Here is a 19,704-nt window from a genome sequence, read left to right on the forward strand (position 1 = left end):
CAAATAATACAAGAAAAAGCAGCTAGCTTCGTGCTAGCTGCTGAGCCCCAGGGAAAGGGAGAAAAAGATAGGGTACTCCAAAATCAACAAGAGCTGTCAAACAGCCTGATTATAGTATAGACAAATTAAAATTTTCTATACAGAAAGTTGAACATAAGATTAGGCTGTACCCACTTGGTTTTGATCTGCAAGGTCAGAATCAAATGTATTGGTCGCGCTAACACCGCTAAAAGTATTAACAACAAAACCAACGTTTGATGCGCCGGAACCATTATAAGCTTTCGTATTTTCTTTCGGAGATACGTTGTAGAAATCACCTAAGTTAAATGATCCATTGCTATTTTGTACAACTAAATTTCCTACAACTGATGGCATAATTTTCACCTGCTTTATAATAAGTTGTTAACATTACTATATGGAGTTATAGTCCAGATGGTTCATACAATAAAAATTGTGGAATAGTAAAACGTTTGGAGCATGGATTTCAATAAAAGTGTGTTAAAATTAATATAATAAAGTTGAGTAATTTTTTAAAAAAATTTGTATAATTGATATATATGAAAATAAAGGAGGCAAAATGTAATGAAAGATATTATGAAAAAAGTTGATTTAACAGATGCCAAATCAAGTAATCTTGTTGCACTAATTTATAGTAATGAAGTTATATTAGTTGAAGACGCATTTTGTCCAAATGAAATAAAATTAAAGTTTAATGAAATTGCAATTTTATCTGCAATTAAAACAGCCCATATTGCGAAAGTGTCTATTAGGAAAGAACTTGAAGCGCTTTTTCATGATACGGGTGTTATATTAGTGAAACAAAATGTTGATTATGGTAGTAGCCAATCTATTACCATGCATTTTGAGCAATTTAAAAAATTGCAAGATGAGATTGAACATTTAAATAAAAGTATATAATAAAGCAGCTAAATAAAGGTTCTATCATAAAGGTGGAATGTGTTGTGTTGAAAAAGTGGTTTAAAAATTATTTGGGTGAATCGCATTGTAAACATAAATATATTTTTATTAAGATGCAGGATAATGAGGATTTTAAAAAAGGTATATTAGGTGTAGTTTATATTTACCAGTGTGAGAAATGTGGAAAAGAGAAGCTGAAATGTAAAAACAATAATGAAATAAACAATGAATTTTTAGATATATAGCAAAAAGTAACCATGATGGTTACTTTTTTTGCTTATGTATGCAATATCAAAACCATTACTAAAGTATGAGTTAGTTGATACTATAGTAAATCGCTGAATAAAAATGAAGAGAGTAAGATATAGGGAAGGAGGATGAGAGAAATGAAGCGAAAAGAAATTAGTAAATCTGTAATTATTACAGGTGTGACACAAGGGTTAGGACGTGCGATGGTTGATCGATTTCATGAATTAGGGTGGAACATATATGGTTGTGGACGTTCAAAAGATAAAATTGAAGAACTAAAAAAACAGTACAGTAAAATACATGATTTCCAAGTAATTGATGTTTCAGATTCTCAGCAAGTTAACAATTGGGCAAATTATATACTTAATAGACATATGGCTCCCAATCTGATAATAAATAATGCATCGATTGTAAATCAAAATGCACAACTTTGGAAAATTACGGCTCAAGAATTCGAAAGTGTAATGAATGTAAACGTGAATGGTGTAGTAAATGTAATAAGAGCGTTTGTTCCCGCAATGGTATCTAGGAAAGAAGGAATTATCATTAATATGAGTTCTAGTTGGGGGAGAGAAGGTGAAGCTGAGCTTGCGCCATATTGTGCCTCGAAATTTGCAATTGAAGGTATCACTAAATCTATGGCCCTGGAATTACCCCATGGCATGGCTGTAGTTGCTTTAGATCCTGGAGGGAGTATTAGTACTCCAATGCTGAAGTCATGTGCGCCACAATATATAAATGAATCGCCTACACCTGAAACTTGGTCACATAAAGCGATTGAATATATATTGAATATAACAATAGATAAAAATGGAGATTCATTGACATGCCCAGCATGCGTATAAAAAGCACCTTTAAGGTGCTTTTTATATTAGTAGCACATTATATCATTCACAAAATTACATCTGAAAAATAAAATAAAAGATTAAGGGTGAGATTTGTTTGTTTTGAAAGCTTTAGAAAATATTTGAATAGGTGATAAAAATGAATCCAAGCAGTTTAAAAGTGACAGGGGCATGGTTTCAAGTAGGGGGGAATCTTACAGCTGCTATTGGAACGACAAGAGGATTTATTGGAGAAGAGAAAGTTGAATCGGAACTTGTTATTGTAGGAAGCTCATTACAAGCCCTCGGGTATATATTACAAATCATTGCGAGCAATTATGATGATGGGGAAGAAAAAAGAGAGAATCAAAGTAAATTACTTGATCAAATAGGAATTGAGTTATTAGCATTAGGAAATATATCAAATGTAATAGGAATATATTTTAATATAAATGAACAATTGAAAGAGAATGATTATCTTATCATTACAGGGAACAGTTTACAATCGATTGGTGCTTTTTTAGGAGTAGAAGCAGCTTTGGTGGATATAAATGTATTACAGAAAATTATTATACTGGGTAACTCCATGCAAAGTTTAGGAGCTGGATTACAAGCGTATCAAGGTGTTTTAAATGTATTGAAAGATGAGAAAGAAAATAAAGATAGTATTTTTGATAAGAAGGATGAGAGAATCATTGCACTCATTGGTATTTGGATACAAGCGATAGGAACGTTAATTTCCGCAATTGGAATAACTGCAATAGAGGAAGAAAATAGGCTAGAAAACAATGAAAAGTCTGAAATACTTATATAAATAGAAGGGGATACATTGATTTTAGAGGCAGGTTAAGATTAAAATGGTAGTAGGTTTTTTTGCGTATATTTTGAAAAGTGATATATAAAATATAAAATAAGGAGTTTTCAAGGGATGATGTATTTATTAGCAATTTTTCTTCCACCTGTTGCTGTATTATTTTGTGGAAAACCAATTCAGGCAATCATAAATTTCATATTAACATTAATATTTTGGGTTCCAGGAGTTATACACGCAATTCTTGTAGTGCATGATAAAAAAGCTGATCGGCGTTTGAAAAAACAAATTCAAGCATATGATGAAATTAATAAGAGAAATCGAAGATAATTCATCTGCCAAATGTTTTTAAAAGAAAGGAGGATTAACCTCCTTTCTTTTTTAGTGGGTGTTAAGTTTAAATTTTTGTGTGGCGGAAAGAATTTTTAATGTAAGTATTATGATAATAACTTTTAGATTGTGCATGTAATAGGCCAGTATAAATGCTTTCAGGTACATTAAAGAAATCATACATACCATGCTTTAATTGGATTCGCAAAATCATAGAAAAAGGATTATAACCAACAGCAACTATATTTTTTGAGGTAACCGGAGATAGCTTCATTATTATGCAACTCCTTATTTTTCATTTTTAATAATTCTTTGTAGGAAACGGTATTGTGGTGTTGAAATCTTTATAATTAAAGAGGTATTATACCAATATTAAATATATTAAATATTGGTTATACGTAATTATAAGTAAGTTCACACGAAGTTCATATCGATATGCTATTTTTATTTCACCTTTGATTTATTAATAAGAAAATATTGACCATTTGAAAAAAAGGTATATTATTTATACGAGGTAATAAAAATTCACTTCTTTCATTATTATGCTAAAAGGGGCAGCATTATTAGAAAATTAGAAGTGAAAATAGTATGTATAAGAGCCATTCTAAAATTTGTAATCTGTGAATTGGGAAAATATTGAATGCTCCAGGTCAATACACTTTCTTGCCTAAACGTATTTACGAAAGTGACCTCAATATTTTTAATTAAATCAACGGGAGAATTGAAAGGCAGGAGAAAGTAACATGTCAGAAAATTATCGTTCTCGCGAGGAGCGACGACAAGTTAAAAAGAAAAAACAACCAGCTTCTAAAACACAAAAACCAAAAGGTAAAACATCATTTTTCCGCAAGTTTTTAATTACTTGTTTATTACTTGGTATTGTAGGTTTAGTGGCGGGGGTTGCTACCTTTTTCGTAATGATTAAGGACGCACCAAAACTGGAAAAAGCAAAACTTGTTAATCCGTTATCCTCAAAAATTTATGATAAAAACGGGGATTTGGTATATGAATATGGAAAAGAAAAAAGGACGAATGTTACGTATGATCAAATACCTAAATTAGTAGAAAATGCATTTTTAGCGACAGAAGATTCACGTTTTTATGAGCATAGCGGAGTAGACTTTAAAGGTACTGCCCGTGCTGTTTTAGTGAGTCTTAAAGGAGATTATGGCTCTCAAGGTGGAAGTACGATAACGCAGCAAGTTATTAAAAACTACTTCTTATCTATGGATAAAACACCAAAGCGTAAGGCGCAAGAAATATATTTAGCTTATAAGCTAGAACAACAGTATTCAAAACATGAAATATTAGAGATGTACTTAAATAAAATTAACTTAGGTAATCGTTCATATGGTATCGCAACAGCAGCACAAAACTACTATGGTAAAGAATTGAAGGACTTAACATTACCAGAAGTTGCGATGCTTGCAGGTTTACCGAAAGCACCGAATAACTATGATCCAACGAAAAAAGAAAATGTTCAAAAAGCAACAGAAAGAAGAAATGTTGTTCTAAACTTAATGAATCGACATGGATATATAACAAAACAGGAAATGGAAGAAGCGATAAAAGTTGACGTAGAAAAGGGACTCAAGCCTGCAGCTCAACTACAAACAATGCCATACCCTGCATTTATGGATGCAGTTGTGAAAGAAGTAGAAAAAGAATTACCAGATGCTAATATCGGTTCTGACGGTTTAGAAATTTATACAACGTTAGATCCGAAAGCACAGAAACTTGCTGATAATATTTTAAATAATAATATCATTGATTATCCGAACGATAAATTCCAAGGTGCATTCACATTTATGGATACGAAAACAGGAGAAGTTCGTGCTATAGGTAGTGGCCGTGGAGAAAATAAAGCTGTATTTAAAGGGCATAATATGGCAATTGAATTAGATCGTGCAGCTGGTTCAACGATGAAGCCGATTTTCGACTACGCTCCTGCAATTGAATATTTAAAATGGGCTACGTACCATCAAATTGATGACTCTCCATTTAAGTATTCAACGGGACAAGAAGTACGAAATGCAGATAGAAGTCATATGGGTCCAATTACAATGCGTGAAGCATTAAAAATGTCGCGTAATATTCCTGCAATTAAAACTGCAAAAGAAGTAGGGATTAGTAAATCGAAAGAATTCTCTGAGAAACTAGGTATTACATTTAATACAGCACCGACAGAATCGACAGCGATTGGTACAAATGAAGTATCGCCAACTGAAATAGCGGGTGCTTATGCGGCATTTGGTAATGAAGGTAAATATACGAAACCGCATTTTGTTAAGAAAGTCGTTTATCCAGACGGTAAGTCACAAAGTTTTGGACAAAAACCAAAACAAGTTATGACAGATTCTACCGCATACATGATTACTGATATGCTTCGTTCTGTAGTTACATCAGGTACTGGTACATCGGCAAATGTAGGCTCTTTAGATGTAGCTGGTAAAACGGGTACGACAAACTATTCATCAAAGCAATTAGCTCAATATAAAATTCCAGAAAGTGCAACTCGTGATAGTTGGTTCGCTGGATATACACCGCAATATACGATGGCAGTATGGACTGGGTATATGAAAGATGGTAAAGACGAGTATATTAGTAGTAAAAATACGAAAATTGCACAGTTGATCTTTAAAGAAATGATGAGCGAAATGGCTACAGATAAATCACGCTTTAAAATGCCAAGTAGCGTTATTCAAGAAGGTAGTGAGCTACGTATAAAAGGTGAAAAACGTGATTCATCGCCAAATACTAGCGTACCGGATACAACGGAGCAACCAAAACAAGATCAACAGCAAAAAACTGAAGAAGAGAAAAAGCAAGAAGAATTAAAGAAACAAGAAGAACTGAAAAAACAAGAAGAACAAAAGAAACAAGAGGAACTTAAGAAGCAAGAAGAACAAAAGAAACAAGAAGAGCAAAAGAAACAAGAAGAACAAAATAATGGAAATGGCCAAGGAACGACACCTCCAGTAAATAATGGAGGAGGCCAAGGAAATACGACACCTCCAGCAAATAATGGAGGAGGTCAAGGAAATACGACACCTCCAGCAAATAATGGAGGAGGTCAAGGAAATACGACACCTCCAGCAAATAACGGAGGAGGTCAAGGAAATACGACACCTCCAGCAAATAATGGAGGAGGTCAAGGAAATACAACTCCACCAGCGACCACACAACCAGAGACTGGCGGTAATGCAGGAGAGGCCCCTGCTAATAATGGGCAATAAGAAAAATTTATAAAAAATATTAAAAAGCACTTAAGATTTGTGAAAATTACAATCTTAAGTGCTTTTTTCATTTAAATGTAGTAGCTATGAAATGATGTGTTTTAAATGTTAAACGTACCATAAAAATTTTGAAAATAAATTGATGGGAAATGATAAAAGACTTGAGCTTGAGGTAGTGGAGCGTAGCTAGGATGATAAAAGGTAGTGCTACTTGGATGGGCACCATGATGCCAAAATGAAGGGGTAACTTGACCGGGAATTTGATATTGCTGCCAAGTTGCGGGAAGTTCAATTCCTACATCGGAGCTAGCTGTATGAACTGCAGGAACATGTATCCCAGGAGTCGAAGGAACTACGGCAGTTACTCTTAATAATACCCACATAAAATATTCACTCCTAAGTTGTGTTAATAAATTAGTATATTCTTTTCACACGTATAAAGGTACATATATAGGACTTTCGTTTAAAACATGCGTACAAAGTCTTAAGACTAATGTAAGCTGATGGTGGACTATTTAATATGAAAAGATACGTCTATTTGCGGAGGGAAAAGAGATAAAAAAAATATACAATGAGGGTGTTAATCGTAATATTTTACGAGTGTATGGAGGTATTTTTATGGAACGATTATGGACGAAATCATTTATTCAAATGACTTTCGCAATGTTATTTTTATTTACAGGATTTTATTTACTTGTTCCAACGCTCCCGCTCTTTATTAAAGAGATAGGTGGCAATGAATCGCAAGTTGGACTTATGATGGGGATGTTTACAATAGCTGCGGTTGTAATACGACCGATTATTGGAGGAATGTTAGATCAATATGGTAGAAGATCCTTTATTATTTTCGGACTCATCTTTTTTGGCTTAACGATGTATTCCTATAATATAGCATCGACTATTGTCCTTTTAGCTCTTTTACGTGTTATTCACGGAGTAACATGGGCTGTTTCTACAACAGCTGTTGGAACAGCAATAACGGATATTATTCCAGATTCACGCCGCGGTGAAGGTATGGGTTGGTACGGGATGGCGATGACAATTGCAATGGCGATCGGACCTATGATTGGATTATGGGTTGTGCAAAATTATTCATTTGATGGTCTATTTTTATTAGCGACGTTGTTATCTTTTATGGCAGTCGTATTATCATTAATAACGAAGATGCCATTTACGCCACAAAAAGAAAAAGGGAAGATGCAGCTATTTGAGAAATCCGTATTAACAATCACGATTGTAGTATTCTTTTTATCGTTTGCATATGGAGGAATAACAACCTTTTTACCGTTATTTGCATCATCAATTCATGTGAATCCGGGAACTTTCTTTCTTGTATATGCAATTGCATTAACAATTGTAAGACCAATTTCAGGGAAACTATTAGATAAGTATGGAGAAGTATTCATTATACTTCCAGCATTATGTATTACTATTTTAGCTATAGTTGTTTTAACTATTTCAAATGGTTTGATAGGTGTAATTATTGCAGCAACATTATACGGTATTGGATTTGGTTCAGCACAGCCAGCTTTGCAAGCGGCAATGCTTACAATTGTCGATCCGAGTAAAAGAGGAGTTGCAAATGCTTCATTTTTTACAGCGTTTGATTTAGGAATCGGGTTAGGTGCTATTTTACTTGGAGTTGTTTCACAAATGTTTGGTTATCGTATTTTATTTTCAGGGAGTGCAATTTCAGCATTGATAGCCTTAATTATTTTCGTCTTTTTTGTAAAACAACGATTAGGAAAAAAAGAGTTTGCGTAAACTGGAGGAATAAAGATGAGAATTTCAATTGATCGTAAGGCTCTGCAATGGTTCCAGGAAGAATTACGTATAAAGCACGGTGAATCTGTACGTTTTACTGTAAGGTACGGAGGGAATAGTTCAATTCAGCCCGGATATTCTTTAGGGGTTGTTGCTGAGAAACCCGATGGCGAAATAGTGTCAGTTGAGAAGGAAGGTATTATATTTTTTGTAGATTCTGATAATCTTTGGTATTTTCAAAACTATGATTTATTTGTAAGTTATCATGAGGAAATGGAAGAAATTCAATTTAATTATGTAAAATAATAACTTTATTAAAAATGAATAAGTTTTATATAAAAATTATATTTAAGAGATATTGAAATAAATATCATATAGTAACGAGCTGTATTTATGTACAGCTCGTTTTTTCTATTTCTCAAATAAAATTAGAATAATTGTATATTTGGCGGTGTTATATGAAAAATCTTTATATCTTGTTTTTGAAAATACGCAAAGAAGTCTATCCTTTCTTTATAAAATATAAGAATTATTTTCAAAAAATTGTATTGTTACAGTAAGAAAAGTGTAGGAAACTTATCATTATAAAATAAATTGAAATCTTCTAAAAACTCTGATACATTGAAATAGAAATGTAGTTTCACAATATTGTAAAGGCTTACAGTTATGTGCACGAAGATCTATTAGGATTGGAGGAAATAATGATGAAAGCTGAAGAAAAATTTTCCCCGGGATTAGATGGTATAGTGGCAGCGGAGACGAAAATCTCGTTTCTTGACACAGTAAAAGGTGAAATTGTAATTCAAGGGTATGACTTAATCGAACTCTCAAAAACAAAAGAGTATTTAGACATTGTGCACCTTTTATTGGAGGAACATCTACCGAATGAAGATGAAAAAGCAACACTTGAAAAGAAATTAAAAGAAGAATATGCAGTACCAGAAGGTGTATTCAACGTACTAAAGGCATTGCCTAAAGAGACGCATCCCATGGATGGATTACGTACAGGTGTGTCAGCGTTAGCTGGTTACGATAATGATATCGAAAACCGCTCGTTAGAAGTGAATAAAAGCCGAGGGTACAAGCTGTTAAGTAAAGTGCCAAACATTGTAGCAAATAGCTATCATATTTTAAATAATGAGGAGCCAATTGAACCTCTTAAAGAATTATCATATAGTGCGAATTTCTTCTATATGTTAACTGGTAAAAAACCAACTGAACTTGAGGAAAAGATCTTTGATCGTTCCCTTGTTTTATATAGTGAGCATGAAATGCCAAACTCTACATTTACAGCTCGCGTTATTGCATCAACACAATCAGATTTATACGGTGCTCTAACAGGTGCAGTTGCATCTTTAAAAGGAAGTTTACATGGCGGTGCAAATGAAGCGGTTATGTACATGCTTTTAGAAGCTGGTAATGTTGAGAAATTTGAAGAGTTATTACAGAAGAAACTATATAACAAAGAAAAAATTATGGGCTTTGGACACCGTGTTTATATGAAGAAGATGGATCCAAGAGCACTGATGATGAAGGAAGCTTTAAAACAGTTATGTGATGTAAAAGGTGATTATACACTATATGAAATGTGTGAAGCTGGAGAAAAGATTATGGAAAAAGAAAAAGGAATTTATCCAAATCTTGATTATTATGCAGCTCCAGTATATTGGATGCTAGGTATTCCAATTCAACTTTACACACCAATCTTCTTTAGCTCTAGAACAGTGGGGTTATGTGCGCACGTTATTGAGCAACATGCAAATAATCGTTTGTTCCGTCCACGTGTAAATTATATTGGCGAGCGACATGTACTTAGTAAATAAGAACAACTGGGGAGTTGTTAGCGCCGCCCGCCAGATGGGTGTTTGACCGACACCCATCATTAATAATAACGAATTTTCGACAGAAAGGGAAGAATAGCATGATTAAAACAAATGAAATTAAGCAAAAAGATGCATTATTAGAAGAGATTACCGATTATGTATTAAATAAAGAGGTTACTAGTGCAGAAGCATTCAGTACAGCTCGTTACGTATTACTTGATACACTTGGATGTGGAATTTTAGCACTGCAATATCCAGAATGTACGAAATTACTAGGACCAGTTGTGCCAGGAACAATCGTGCCAAATGGTACACGTGTACCAGGTACGTCTTATGTACTAGATCCAGTAAAAGGTGCATTTAATATCGGATGTATGATCCGTTGGTTAGACTATAACGATACTTGGCTTGCAGCAGAGTGGGGACATCCATCTGATAACCTAGGCGGAATTTTAGCAGTTGCAGATTATATTAGCCGTGTTCGTATTTCAGAAGGAAAAGAAGCTTTAAAAGTACGTGAAGTATTAGAAATGATGATTAAAGCACATGAAATTCAAGGCGTGCTTGCTTTAGAAAACAGCTTAAACAGAGTTGGTCTTGACCATGTATTATATGTAAAAGTAGCAACAACTGCAGTAGTTGCGAAAATGCTTGGCGGAACACGTGAAGAAATCTTTAATGCATTATCACATGCGTGGATTGATAATTCTAGTCTTCGTACATATCGTCATGCTCCAAATACGGGCTCACGTAAATCATGGGCTGCAGGTGACGCAACGAGCCGCGGTGTTCATCTTGCAATGACTGCTCTAAAAGGTGAAATGGGTTATCCAACAGCATTATCTGCGCCAGGATGGGGATTCCAAGATGTATTATTCAATAAACAAGAATTAAAATTAGCAAGACCACTAGAGTCATATGTAATGGAAAATGTATTATTTAAAGTGTCATATCCAGCAGAATTCCATGCACAAACGGCTGCAGAATGTGCAGTGAAGTTGCATCCGGAAATTAAAGAGAGATTAGATGAAATTGACCGTATTACAATTACAACTCATGAATCAGCAATTCGTATTATTGATAAAGAAGGTCCATTAAATAACCCAGCTGATCGTGATCATTGCTTACAATACATTACGGCAATTGGTTTATTAAAAGGAGATATCGTTGCAGACGATTATGAAGATGCAGTAGCAAACGATCCACGTGTAGATGAATTACGTAATAAGATGGTTGTTGTTGAAAACAAACAGTACAGTTTAGATTACCTTGACCCGAACAAGCGCTCAATCGCCAACGCTGTTCAAGTTCACTTTAAAGATGGCACAGTAACAGAAAATGTGGAATGTGAATATCCACTTGGTCACCGCTTCCGTAGAGACGAAGCAATTCCAAAAGTTGTTCAAAAATTCACTGCAAATATGGCAGGTCATTATTCTAGTAAGCAACAAGAACAAATTCATGAAGTTTGTTTAAATGAAGAAAAACTAGAAAATATGAATGTAAACGAATTTGTAGATCTATTCTTAATTTAATAATAGGGGGAATTTAGAATGGCTTGGGTTGTGAAAAAGCAGTCAACACAAGAGGAGCTTGCGAATCGATTCCGAGCTTTAGTAGAAGCAAATGAAATTTTGCAAATTCCAGGTGCTCATGATGCAATGGCGGCTTTAGTTGCAAAAAATACAGGTTTTTCAGCTCTTTATTTATCAGGAGCTGCTTATACTGCAAGTAAAGGCTTACCAGATTTAGGTATCGTGACGTCTACTGAAGTGGCTGAGAGAGCAAGAGATTTAGTAAGAGCTACAGACTTACCTGTTCTTGTTGACATTGATACAGGATTTGGTGGTGTACTAAATGTGGCGAGAACAGCTGTAGAAATGATGGAAGCGAAAGTAGCAGCTGTCCAAATTGAAGATCAGCAATTACCAAAAAAATGTGGACATTTAAATGGTAAGAAACTTGTTACTACAGAAGAATTGGTTCAAAAAATTAAAGCGATTAAAGAAGTTGCACCGAGCTTATACATTGTGGCACGTACTGATGCTCGCGGCGTTGAAGGATTAGATGAAGCAATTGAAAGAGCAAATGCATATGTAAAAGCAGGTGCAGACGCAATTTTCCCTGAAGCGCTTCAATCAGAGGAAGAATTCCGTCTATTTAATAGTAAGATAAATGCACCTTTGCTTGCGAATATGACTGAATTCGGAAAAACTCCATATTATAGTGCAGAGGAATTTGCGAATATGGGCTTCCAAATGGTTATTTATCCTGTAACTTCACTTCGCGTTGCAGCGAAAGCGTATGAAAATGTGTTTGCTTTAATTAAAGAAACAGGTTCTCAAAAAGATGCACTTTCTAATATGCAAACGAGAAGTGAATTATACGAAACAATTTCATATCATGACTTTGAAGAGTTAGATACTGGTATTGCAAAAACAGTATTATCAGAAGATCAATAGATAAAGCAGCGAAGGCGATGAAAATACATCTTTGGCAAAATAAAATGCTTGATGTGAAAAATCATCGCCTTCTATTTTCAAAAAAGATATTCCACTCATCGTAGACGAGCATAAGCAAAAAGCTATGAAAGCCGAATGATAGGGGGATACATATGGAGAAAACGAAGTTACCATGGGATGAATTTTTTTCACTCAAGAAAGATATAAATCATACTTACTTTACACCAGAAGATTTTTCAGGTGATGAAGATTTAATCGCAAAAACGACAGAACAATTTGTTAAACAAGAAATTGTTCCACAAATGGAGAATATTGAACAACATAACTATAAAGTTTCTCGTCAATTATTTGAGAAAGCTGGGGAACTTGGATTATTAGGCATTGAGGTACCAGAAGATTATGGCGGGTTCGAGTTAGGAAAGGCTGTCTCAGGTCTTGTAGCAGAGAAAATGGGTTACGCTGGTGCGTTTAGCGTTTCTTTTAATATACACGCTGGTGTCGGTACATTGCCTTACATATATTATGGAACGAAAGAGCAAAAAGAAAAATATTTACCGAAAATCGCATCGGGAGAATGGATTGGGGCTTATGCTTTAACGGAGCCAAATGCTGGTTCGGATGCATTAAGCGCAAAAACAAGCGCCGTATTAAATGAAGAGGGAACAGCTTGGAAGTTAAATGGTGAGAAGCAATGGATTACAAATGCTCATATGGCAGATGTATACGTTGTTTTTGCGAAGACAAATAAAGGAATGACAGCGTTTATTGTCGAAAGAACATGTGAAGGTGTATCTATTGGATTAGAAGAAAAGAAAATGGGGATTAAAGGTTCTTCAACAGCGACTCTTATTTTAGAAGATGTTGTCATCCCTGCTGAAAATGTTTTAGGGGAAGTTGGGAAAGGGCATCACGTAGCTCTTAATATTCTTAACTTTGCTAGACTTAAACTTGCTTTTGGAAATATTGGAACAGCAAAACAAGCAATTGGTTTGTCGGTTCAATATGGAAAAGAGCGAAAACAGTTCCAAACGGAATTAGTAGACTTTACGATGATTCAAGAGAAGATTGCAAATATGATCATTGCTACATATGGAGCCGAAAGTGCAGCTTATCGTACAGCAGGTGTAATTGATGAAGCAATTCATGAGAGCGATGAGGATCTTATGAAGAAAATGTCCCAATTTGCAATTGAATGTGCACTGAATAAAGTAAATGCTTCTGAAACACTTGCTTATATCGTAGATGAAGCTGTACAAATTCATGGTGGTTACGGTTATATGCAAGAATATGAGGTAGAACGATTATATCGTGATGCTAGAATTAGTCGTATTTTTGAAGGAACGAACGAAATTAATAGATTAACAGTTGCTAAAATGTTAATGAAGCAAATCGAACAATTAGAAGATACTGAAGTAGAAAGTGATGTAGCAAATGTCGAAAGAAACCATCGTTACATTTTATTAGCGAAAAAATTGTTGAAACAATCTTTGAAAACGCTCTCTAAAACTCCGGGTCTAAAAATTGACCAAGAACAAGAATATTCACGTGTAATTTCAAATATGTTGACGGACGTGTACGTCATGGAATCAGCGTTTTTACGTACGAGAAAAGCGGTAAGTAAAAATGGTGAGGAAAAAGAACGTACGAAGCAATTAATAACGGATGTTATTTGTGAAGAAGGATACCGTAAAGTAGAAGAAGCGGCGATTTCTGTACTTTCAGCAGCTGTCACAGAAGAACAAGATAGACATGTGATTTTAGCTGAAATCCGTCAATTATTAGTGCCTGTATACACGAACGTATTTACGAAGAAGAGAGAAAGTGCGAAAGCTATTATAAATCGTGGGAAATATATTGTGTAAATAGGAGGAAAGCGATATGAAAAAGATTGGTTTTATCGGTTTAGGTAACATGGGTCTTCCAATGTCAAAAAATCTAGTTAAATCAGGTTACACAGTATATGGCGTGGACTTAAATAAAGAGGCGGAAGCGTCCTTTGAAAAAGAAGGCGGAATTATCGGTCTATCAATCTCAAAACTAGCAGAAACATGTGATGTAGTTTTTACAAGTTTACCTTCACCTCGCGCTGTTGAAGCGGTATATTTTGGAGCAGAAGGATTATTTGAAAATGGTCACTCGAATGTAGTTTTCATTGATACAAGTACGGTATCGCCGCAGTTAAACAAACAGTTAGAGGAAGCTGCAAAGGAAAGGAAAGTAGACTTTTTAGCAGCACCTGTGAGCGGTGGTGTAATCGGAGCCGAAAACCGTACATTAACGTTTATGGTTGGTGGATCAAAAGAGGTATATGAGAAAACGGAATCTATCATGGGCGTACTAGGCGCGAACATTTTCCACGTTAGTGAGCAGATTGATAGTGGTACAACTGTTAAGTTAATTAATAACTTATTAATTGGTTTTTATACAGCTGGTGTGAGTGAAGCTTTAACATTAGCGAAAAAGAACAATATGGATTTAGATAAAATGTTTGATATTTTAAATGTAAGTTACGGTCAAAGTAGAATTTATGAACGTAATTATAAAAGTTTTATAGCACCTGAAAACTACGAGCCAGGATTTACTGTGAATTTATTGAAGAAAGATTTAGGATTTGCAGTTGACTTAGCTAAGGAAAGCGAACTCCATTTACCGGTAAGCGAAATGTTATTAAACGTATATGACGAAGCGAGTCAAGCTGGATATGGTGAAAACGATATGGCTGCTTTATATAAGAAAGTTAGCGAGCAATTAATTTCTAATCAAAAATAAATTATACAAAGGAGAGAATACAATGATTACAACTGAAATTAAACGAGTAAAAAATCACATTAACGGTGAGTGGGTTGAATCGACAGGTACGGAAGTAGAAGCAGTGCCAAATCCAGCGACTGGGAAAATTATCGCTTACGTTCCACTATCTCCAAAAGAAGATGTCGAAAAAGCTGTTGAAGCGGCAAAAGCAGCATTTGAAACATGGTCTAAAGTACCAGTTCCGAATCGTTCAAGAAATTTATATAAATATTTACAGCTATTACAAGAAAACAAAGATGAGCTTGCAAAAATCATTACGCTAGAAAATGGTAAGACGCTAACGGATGCAACAGGTGAAGTACAGCGTGGTATTGAAGCGGTAGAACTTGCAACATCTACGCCAAATTTAATGATGGGTCAAGCACTTCCGAATATCGCTAGCGGAATTGATGGATCGATTTGGCGCTACCCAATCGGAGTTGTTGCTGGTATTACGCCGTTTAACTTCCCGATGATGATTCCGTTATGGATGTTCCCACTTGCAATTGCTTGCGGTAATACATTCGTATTAAAAACATCTGAAAGAACGCCACTTTTAGCGGAGCGACTTGTAGAGTTATTCTATGAAGCTGGTTTTCCAAAAGGAGTATTAAATTTAGTACAAGGCGGAAAAGATGTTGTAAATAGCATTTTAGAAAATAAAGATATTCAAGCTGTTTCATTCGTTGGATCTGAGCCGGTAGCTCGTTACGTTTATGAAACTGGTACGAAACACGGGAAACGTGTACAAGCGTTAGCTGGTGCGAAAAACCATGCGATTGTAATGCCAGATTGCAATCTTGAGAAAACAGTACAAGGTGTAATTGGATCTGCATTCGCAAGTAGTGGAGAGCGCTGCATGGCATGTTCAGTAGTAGCAGTAGTAGATGAAATTGCTGATGAATTCATTGATGTATTAGTAGCAGAAACGAAAAAATTAAAAGTAGGCGATGGTTTTAACGAAGAGAACTATGTTGGACCATTAATCCGTGAATCTCATAAAGAGCGCGTTTTAGGCTATATTAATAGCGGTGTAGCAGATGGGGCAACTTTATTAGTAGATGGCCGTAAAATTAAGGAAGAAGTTGGAGAAGGTTACTTTGTAGGTGCAACAATCTTTGATGGCGTGAATCAAGAAATGAAAATTTGGCAAGATGAGATTTTTGCTCCAGTATTAAGCATTGTACGAGTTAAAGATTTAGAAGAAGGTATTAAACTAACAAATCAATCTAAATTTGCAAATGGTGCAGTTATTTATACGTCAAACGGTAAACATGCACAAACGTTCCGTGATAATATCGATGCTGGTATGATCGGTGTAAACGTAAATGTTCCAGCACCAATGGCATTCTTCGCATTTGCAGGAAACAAAGCGTCATTCTTTGGTGATTTAGGTACAAATGGTACAGATGGCGTTCAATTCTATACACGTAAAAAAGTTGTAACTGAGCGCTGGTTTTAATATAAAATAAACAGCCAAATTAGTTATTAAATGAAAACCACCACTATTAATAGTGGTGGTTTTCATCTTGTTAATTACTTTTTTCAAAAGCAAGTTTAATACCAAAACCAATTAAGACGACTCCCGTTAACCCTTGAATATAACGTTGCGTCTTCGGTTTTTTCATAAAAGCACTAATTTTATCAATTAAAAATATATAAAAAGCGAACCAAATGGCTGTTAAAACGAGGTAAGTAAGGCCCATTACGAGTAGTTGGATAAACGTATTATGATTTGGATTTAAAAATTGCGGTAAAAACGTTAAAAAGAATACTGCAACTTTAGGGTTTAATAAATTTGTAAGAAATCCTTGGCGAAAGCAAGAAGTATGTTCGTTTTCATTATTCAAAGATAGATCATTTGTATCTAAGTTTTCTTTGTTTCTTACTGCTAAAAGGGCTTTAATACCGATATATATTAAATAGAGAGCCCCAACGTACTTGAAAATAGAAAATAAAAGAGCTGACTTTACAATAAGTGCAGAAAGACCAATTACAGCAGCTAAAGTATGAATTAATAGTGCAATACATGTACCAAACACTGTTTTCACTCCACCGACTTTACCAGCAACCAATGTATTTTTCGTAGCCATTGCTGTATCTGGACCAGGTAAAATGATAAGGCAAATAGACATAATGATGAAAAGAAGATAATTTTCTATCATAGCCGCCCCTCCTTTTTATTTTTAGAATATTTGATTAAAATCAGTGTAGCACAAAAATGGATTTAATAAAATTAAATTTTATTAAAAAGCATTAAATAAAAAGGCTATATAGTAGCTGTAATTACAGCTACTATATAGCCTCGATTTTATACCGCTATTTGCGGGTAGTAAGATTTTTACCGCACAAGATTTAGCTGAAGCAAAGAAGTTAGGTGGGGGATGAACGAAACACCCCCTCATGACAGTTTCATTTTATGCATTAAGTAAGTTAAAGAAACGATTCACATCTTCTTCTGAAACGTCACTTAACTGTTTATATTTATAATTCGGATTTTGATCTTTATCAACGACAACGGAGCGTACTCCTTCGAAGAAATCTTCATGTCTCATGAAATTTTTAGCAAGTATAAGGTCCGTAGCGAAACATTCTTTAACGGATTTATCTTTTCCATCAATAAACTGTTTTAATGTTACTTTTAGTGAAATAGGGGATTTTGATAACAGTGTTTCTTTCGTTTTTAGAGCAAAGGAACTTTCATCTTTCTCCAATGAATGGATGATTTCTTCAATTGTATCGAAAGCAAAATGTGAATTGATTACTTCTATTGAAGGAGCAAGCTCGCTTTCTAAGTTTGGAGCAGTTGCAAATGTACGAATAACTTCTTTTAAATTAGTATGTACATCATCTTCTTTATGCCAATTTACACTTTCAAGTTCAGTAAGAAACTTTGGTAATGAATCAGATGTCATAAAGTAATCAGCAGCATTAATAAATAATACGTCAGAAGCTTTTAAAATAGATGCTGTTAAAGCAACGAATCGTCCTGTATATCCAGGCGCTTTATTTAAGAAATATGCAGCTCCGACGTCTGGGAAGAAGCCGATATTCATCTCTGGCATTGCCCATTTCGTACGCTCAGTTACAATGCGATACTTCGCACCATTTGTAAGACCGACACCACCGCCCATTACAATTCCATCTAAACAAGCAATAATCGGTTTTGTATATTGATAAATATATGTATCAATTTCATACTCTTCTTCAAAAAAACGTTCTGCATGTTGCAATGCCACTTCATTGGAACGCGCTTCATAAAGAGTTTTAATGTCGCCGCCTGCACAAAAACCTTTTGTGCCAGCTCCTTTTAACACGATAAGTGCAATACGCTCATCGTGTTCCCACTCTTTAAGTTTTTGTCCGATAGGTTGTAACATGTCATAAGATAAAGAATTAAGTGCTTTTGGACGGTTTAAAGTAATTGTTGCAACGCCGTTTTCACTAACAGAAAATAAAACGTGTTCAGTCATAATGCATCCTCCCTTACATATCTTCTTATTCTTAATTCTTGATATGTACTGAAATGTCCTTTATAAATTTCGTCAAAAGTTGACGGTAAATATTAATTTGGTCACCGCATATTTTGACGAGTTATCTTTGCAGGATTTCAGAGACTGAGGGGGAATATTACAACATTACTGTAAGTGTAATTATTTGAAGTTATAATGATAAAAGCGCTATTATATAGGTGTGAATTGTTCATTATCAATTCTAAAAAGAGTGTTTGAAGAAAAAATGAATCGTACAATTGTAATAAAAAATTTTACACTGAATTAGAAATAGAGAAAGGAGAAATCGGAATGCCAGGACCTTTACTATTGTCGGTTATTATTTTGTCTTCTTTAATGATAGGAATAACGCAGTATTTTCATCATACAGATACGACAGAAGAAGTGAAGGATAAAGTACGTCTCGTATTTCCGATTTTTATAATATCTATTTCATTCTGTATTTTATTAAATAAAGATGGGTACATTGTCGCAGTGTTCTCATTTTTCGTCGCAATCGTTTTAATTACCGTTTTATATTATGTAATGAAAGACTTTATACAAAAATAAAGATGTCACAATAGGCATTTTTATTTTGGGAAAAATATAAAATTTCACATACCGTATTTTATATAAAATACATAAAACATATAACAATAGAAAAGTGTGTACTTTGCTGTGTATGTACTTGTCAATCTTGCATAGCCACTATACTATTAAAATGTAGAGATTATAAAAAGGGGTTGTATCTATCATGAAATTTGAGATGCACACAAAAATTATTTCAAATGAAAAAGAAGTAAGATTACATATTGAAGAAAATATATTTCAATTAATATTGGATGGTTATCACTTATTTACAGTTCAAGAAATATTGCCTTTATATAAATCAAATGAAGAAAGAATTGGAAGTGCAACGATATTAAAGCTAGAGTGGGAGAACGGAAAAACTATAATAAACTATCAACTCGTTTCACTAAAATCAGTAAATTAAAAGGAGTAGAAA

21 protein-coding genes are annotated in these 19,704 nt (G+C 34.5%); 16 read left to right on the plus strand and 5 right to left on the minus strand.

Going from position 1 to position 19,704, the window contains the following annotated elements; genetic code table 11:
• Window positions 1-159 precede the first annotated feature (159 nt).
• A complete protein-coding gene (gene gerPF, locus MHB52_RS12075; RefSeq protein WP_001141569.1) occupies window positions 160-375 on the minus strand; it encodes a spore germination protein GerPF in 216 nt (71 codons plus the stop codon).
• Window positions 376-582: 207 nt separating this feature from the next.
• Here gerPF and MHB52_RS12080 point away from each other — a divergent pair, with 207 nt between their 5' ends.
• The 5 genes from MHB52_RS12080 (at window position 583) to MHB52_RS12100 (ending at window position 3,132) form a co-directional block, all read left to right on the plus strand.
• Window positions 583-918 (plus strand): hypothetical protein, encoded by a 336-nt coding sequence (locus MHB52_RS12080; protein ID WP_000651906.1) that lies wholly within the window; start codon window positions 583-585, stop codon window positions 916-918.
• Between the two features lie 44 nt (window positions 919-962).
• A complete protein-coding gene (locus tag MHB52_RS12085) occupies window positions 963-1,163 on the plus strand; it encodes a hypothetical protein (RefSeq protein ID WP_000915140.1) in 201 nt (66 codons plus the stop codon).
• A gap of 141 nt (window positions 1,164-1,304) precedes the next feature.
• Complete coding sequence (locus MHB52_RS12090; protein WP_061663153.1) at window positions 1,305-2,012, plus strand: SDR family oxidoreductase; 708 nt, start codon at window positions 1,305-1,307, stop codon at window positions 2,010-2,012.
• A gap of 139 nt (window positions 2,013-2,151) precedes the next feature.
• Window positions 2,152-2,805 (plus strand): DUF6944 family repetitive protein, encoded by a 654-nt coding sequence (locus MHB52_RS12095; protein WP_001070041.1) that lies wholly within the window; start codon window positions 2,152-2,154, stop codon window positions 2,803-2,805.
• 114 nt (window positions 2,806-2,919) lie between these two features.
• Window positions 2,920-3,132: a YqaE/Pmp3 family membrane protein gene (locus tag MHB52_RS12100; protein WP_000990219.1), complete on the plus strand. Its 213-nt coding sequence runs from the start codon at window positions 2,920-2,922 to the stop codon at window positions 3,130-3,132.
• Between the two features lie 67 nt (window positions 3,133-3,199).
• Here the strand turns inward: MHB52_RS12100 and MHB52_RS12105 are convergent, their stop codons facing one another.
• Window positions 3,200-3,406 (minus strand): KTSC domain-containing protein, encoded by a 207-nt coding sequence (locus MHB52_RS12105; protein WP_000777843.1) that lies wholly within the window; start codon window positions 3,404-3,406, stop codon window positions 3,200-3,202.
• Between the two features lie 469 nt (window positions 3,407-3,875).
• Between MHB52_RS12105 and MHB52_RS12110 the strand changes: the two genes are divergently transcribed.
• Window positions 3,876-6,368 carry a PBP1A family penicillin-binding protein gene (locus MHB52_RS12110; protein WP_001293945.1) on the plus strand — a complete coding sequence of 831 codons (2,493 nt, stop codon included), beginning with the start codon at window positions 3,876-3,878 and terminating at the stop codon, window positions 6,366-6,368.
• Window positions 6,369-6,469: 101 nt separating this feature from the next.
• On the opposite strand, the gene MHB52_RS12115 is transcribed toward MHB52_RS12110, so the two are convergent.
• A complete protein-coding gene (locus MHB52_RS12115; RefSeq protein WP_000270087.1) occupies window positions 6,470-6,751 on the minus strand; it encodes a hypothetical protein in 282 nt (93 codons plus the stop codon).
• Between the two features lie 235 nt (window positions 6,752-6,986).
• Here MHB52_RS12115 and MHB52_RS12120 point away from each other — a divergent pair, with 235 nt between their 5' ends.
• The 8 genes from MHB52_RS12120 to MHB52_RS12155 all read left to right on the plus strand — a co-directional run bounded on the left by MHB52_RS12120 (window position 6,987) and on the right by MHB52_RS12155 (window position 16,669).
• Window positions 6,987-8,132 (plus strand): MFS transporter, encoded by a 1,146-nt coding sequence (locus tag MHB52_RS12120; protein WP_044306755.1) that lies wholly within the window; start codon window positions 6,987-6,989, stop codon window positions 8,130-8,132.
• A 15-nt stretch (window positions 8,133-8,147) separates the two neighbouring features.
• Complete coding sequence (locus MHB52_RS12125) at window positions 8,148-8,438, plus strand: HesB/YadR/YfhF family protein (RefSeq protein WP_001222847.1); 291 nt, start codon at window positions 8,148-8,150, stop codon at window positions 8,436-8,438.
• 395 nt (window positions 8,439-8,833) lie between these two features.
• Window positions 8,834-9,955: a citrate synthase gene (mmgD, locus tag MHB52_RS12130; RefSeq protein WP_001987369.1), complete on the plus strand. Its 1,122-nt coding sequence runs from the start codon at window positions 8,834-8,836 to the stop codon at window positions 9,953-9,955.
• 98 nt (window positions 9,956-10,053) lie between these two features.
• The gene (gene prpD / locus MHB52_RS12135; protein WP_000598123.1) at window positions 10,054-11,490 is read left to right on the plus strand and encodes a 2-methylcitrate dehydratase; all 1,437 of its coding nucleotides are present in this window, start codon (window positions 10,054-10,056) and stop codon (window positions 11,488-11,490) included.
• Between the two features lie 18 nt (window positions 11,491-11,508).
• Complete coding sequence (prpB, locus tag MHB52_RS12140; RefSeq protein ID WP_061664875.1) at window positions 11,509-12,417, plus strand: methylisocitrate lyase; 909 nt, start codon at window positions 11,509-11,511, stop codon at window positions 12,415-12,417.
• A gap of 152 nt (window positions 12,418-12,569) precedes the next feature.
• Complete coding sequence (locus tag MHB52_RS12145) at window positions 12,570-14,279, plus strand: acyl-CoA dehydrogenase family protein (protein WP_061664874.1); 1,710 nt, start codon at window positions 12,570-12,572, stop codon at window positions 14,277-14,279.
• A gap of 16 nt (window positions 14,280-14,295) precedes the next feature.
• Window positions 14,296-15,186: an NAD(P)-dependent oxidoreductase gene (locus MHB52_RS12150; RefSeq protein ID WP_000719412.1), complete on the plus strand. Its 891-nt coding sequence runs from the start codon at window positions 14,296-14,298 to the stop codon at window positions 15,184-15,186.
• 22 nt (window positions 15,187-15,208) lie between these two features.
• Window positions 15,209-16,669: a CoA-acylating methylmalonate-semialdehyde dehydrogenase gene (locus MHB52_RS12155; protein WP_000633346.1), complete on the plus strand. Its 1,461-nt coding sequence runs from the start codon at window positions 15,209-15,211 to the stop codon at window positions 16,667-16,669.
• Between the two features lie 70 nt (window positions 16,670-16,739).
• Here the strand turns inward: MHB52_RS12155 and MHB52_RS12160 are convergent, their stop codons facing one another.
• Window positions 16,740-17,372: a LysE family translocator gene (locus tag MHB52_RS12160; RefSeq protein WP_000572359.1), complete on the minus strand. Its 633-nt coding sequence runs from the start codon at window positions 17,370-17,372 to the stop codon at window positions 16,740-16,742.
• Between the two features lie 252 nt (window positions 17,373-17,624).
• A complete protein-coding gene (locus MHB52_RS12165; protein WP_000134923.1) occupies window positions 17,625-18,680 on the minus strand; it encodes an enoyl-CoA hydratase/isomerase family protein in 1,056 nt (351 codons plus the stop codon).
• Window positions 18,681-19,010: 330 nt separating this feature from the next.
• Here MHB52_RS12165 and MHB52_RS12170 point away from each other — a divergent pair, with 330 nt between their 5' ends.
• Both MHB52_RS12170 and MHB52_RS12175 read left to right on the plus strand, forming a co-directional pair.
• Window positions 19,011-19,268, plus strand: a complete 258-nt coding sequence (locus tag MHB52_RS12170) for a hypothetical protein (protein WP_001119409.1) — start codon at window positions 19,011-19,013, stop codon at window positions 19,266-19,268.
• Between the two features lie 184 nt (window positions 19,269-19,452).
• Window positions 19,453-19,692, plus strand: a complete 240-nt coding sequence (locus MHB52_RS12175; RefSeq protein ID WP_000667345.1) for a DUF2584 family protein — start codon at window positions 19,453-19,455, stop codon at window positions 19,690-19,692.
• Window positions 19,693-19,704 lie beyond the last annotated feature (12 nt).

Source organism: Bacillus sp. FSL K6-0073 (assembly GCF_038006085.1).
In the GTDB taxonomy this organism is placed as follows: Bacteria; Bacillota; Bacilli; order Bacillales; family Bacillaceae_G; genus Bacillus_A; species Bacillus_A cereus.

Coding starts and splice junctions, on each gene's coding strand:
- gerPF (WP_001141569.1), bottom strand. CDS start 375: ATGCCATCAGTTGTAGGAAATTTAGTTGTACAAAATAGCAATGGATCA.
- MHB52_RS12080 (WP_000651906.1), top strand. CDS start 583: ATGAAAGATATTATGAAAAAAGTTGATTTAACAGATGCCAAATCAAGT.
- MHB52_RS12090 (WP_061663153.1), top strand. CDS start 1,305: ATGAAGCGAAAAGAAATTAGTAAATCTGTAATTATTACAGGTGTGACA.
- MHB52_RS12095 (WP_001070041.1), top strand. CDS start 2,152: ATGAATCCAAGCAGTTTAAAAGTGACAGGGGCATGGTTTCAAGTAGGG.
- MHB52_RS12100 (WP_000990219.1), top strand. CDS start 2,920: ATGATGTATTTATTAGCAATTTTTCTTCCACCTGTTGCTGTATTATTT.
- MHB52_RS12105 (WP_000777843.1), bottom strand. CDS start 3,406: ATGAAGCTATCTCCGGTTACCTCAAAAAATATAGTTGCTGTTGGTTAT.
- MHB52_RS12110 (WP_001293945.1), top strand. CDS start 3,876: ATGTCAGAAAATTATCGTTCTCGCGAGGAGCGACGACAAGTTAAAAAG.
- MHB52_RS12115 (WP_000270087.1), bottom strand. CDS start 6,751: ATGTGGGTATTATTAAGAGTAACTGCCGTAGTTCCTTCGACTCCTGGG.
- MHB52_RS12120 (WP_044306755.1), top strand. CDS start 6,987: ATGGAACGATTATGGACGAAATCATTTATTCAAATGACTTTCGCAATG.
- MHB52_RS12125 (WP_001222847.1), top strand. CDS start 8,148: ATGAGAATTTCAATTGATCGTAAGGCTCTGCAATGGTTCCAGGAAGAA.
- mmgD (WP_001987369.1), top strand. CDS start 8,834: ATGATGAAAGCTGAAGAAAAATTTTCCCCGGGATTAGATGGTATAGTG.
- prpD (WP_000598123.1), top strand. CDS start 10,054: ATGATTAAAACAAATGAAATTAAGCAAAAAGATGCATTATTAGAAGAG.
- prpB (WP_061664875.1), top strand. CDS start 11,509: ATGGCTTGGGTTGTGAAAAAGCAGTCAACACAAGAGGAGCTTGCGAAT.
- MHB52_RS12145 (WP_061664874.1), top strand. CDS start 12,570: ATGGAGAAAACGAAGTTACCATGGGATGAATTTTTTTCACTCAAGAAA.
- MHB52_RS12150 (WP_000719412.1), top strand. CDS start 14,296: ATGAAAAAGATTGGTTTTATCGGTTTAGGTAACATGGGTCTTCCAATG.
- MHB52_RS12155 (WP_000633346.1), top strand. CDS start 15,209: ATGATTACAACTGAAATTAAACGAGTAAAAAATCACATTAACGGTGAG.
- MHB52_RS12160 (WP_000572359.1), bottom strand. CDS start 17,372: ATGATAGAAAATTATCTTCTTTTCATCATTATGTCTATTTGCCTTATC.
- MHB52_RS12165 (WP_000134923.1), bottom strand. CDS start 18,680: ATGACTGAACACGTTTTATTTTCTGTTAGTGAAAACGGCGTTGCAACA.
- MHB52_RS12170 (WP_001119409.1), top strand. CDS start 19,011: ATGCCAGGACCTTTACTATTGTCGGTTATTATTTTGTCTTCTTTAATG.
- MHB52_RS12175 (WP_000667345.1), top strand. CDS start 19,453: ATGAAATTTGAGATGCACACAAAAATTATTTCAAATGAAAAAGAAGTA.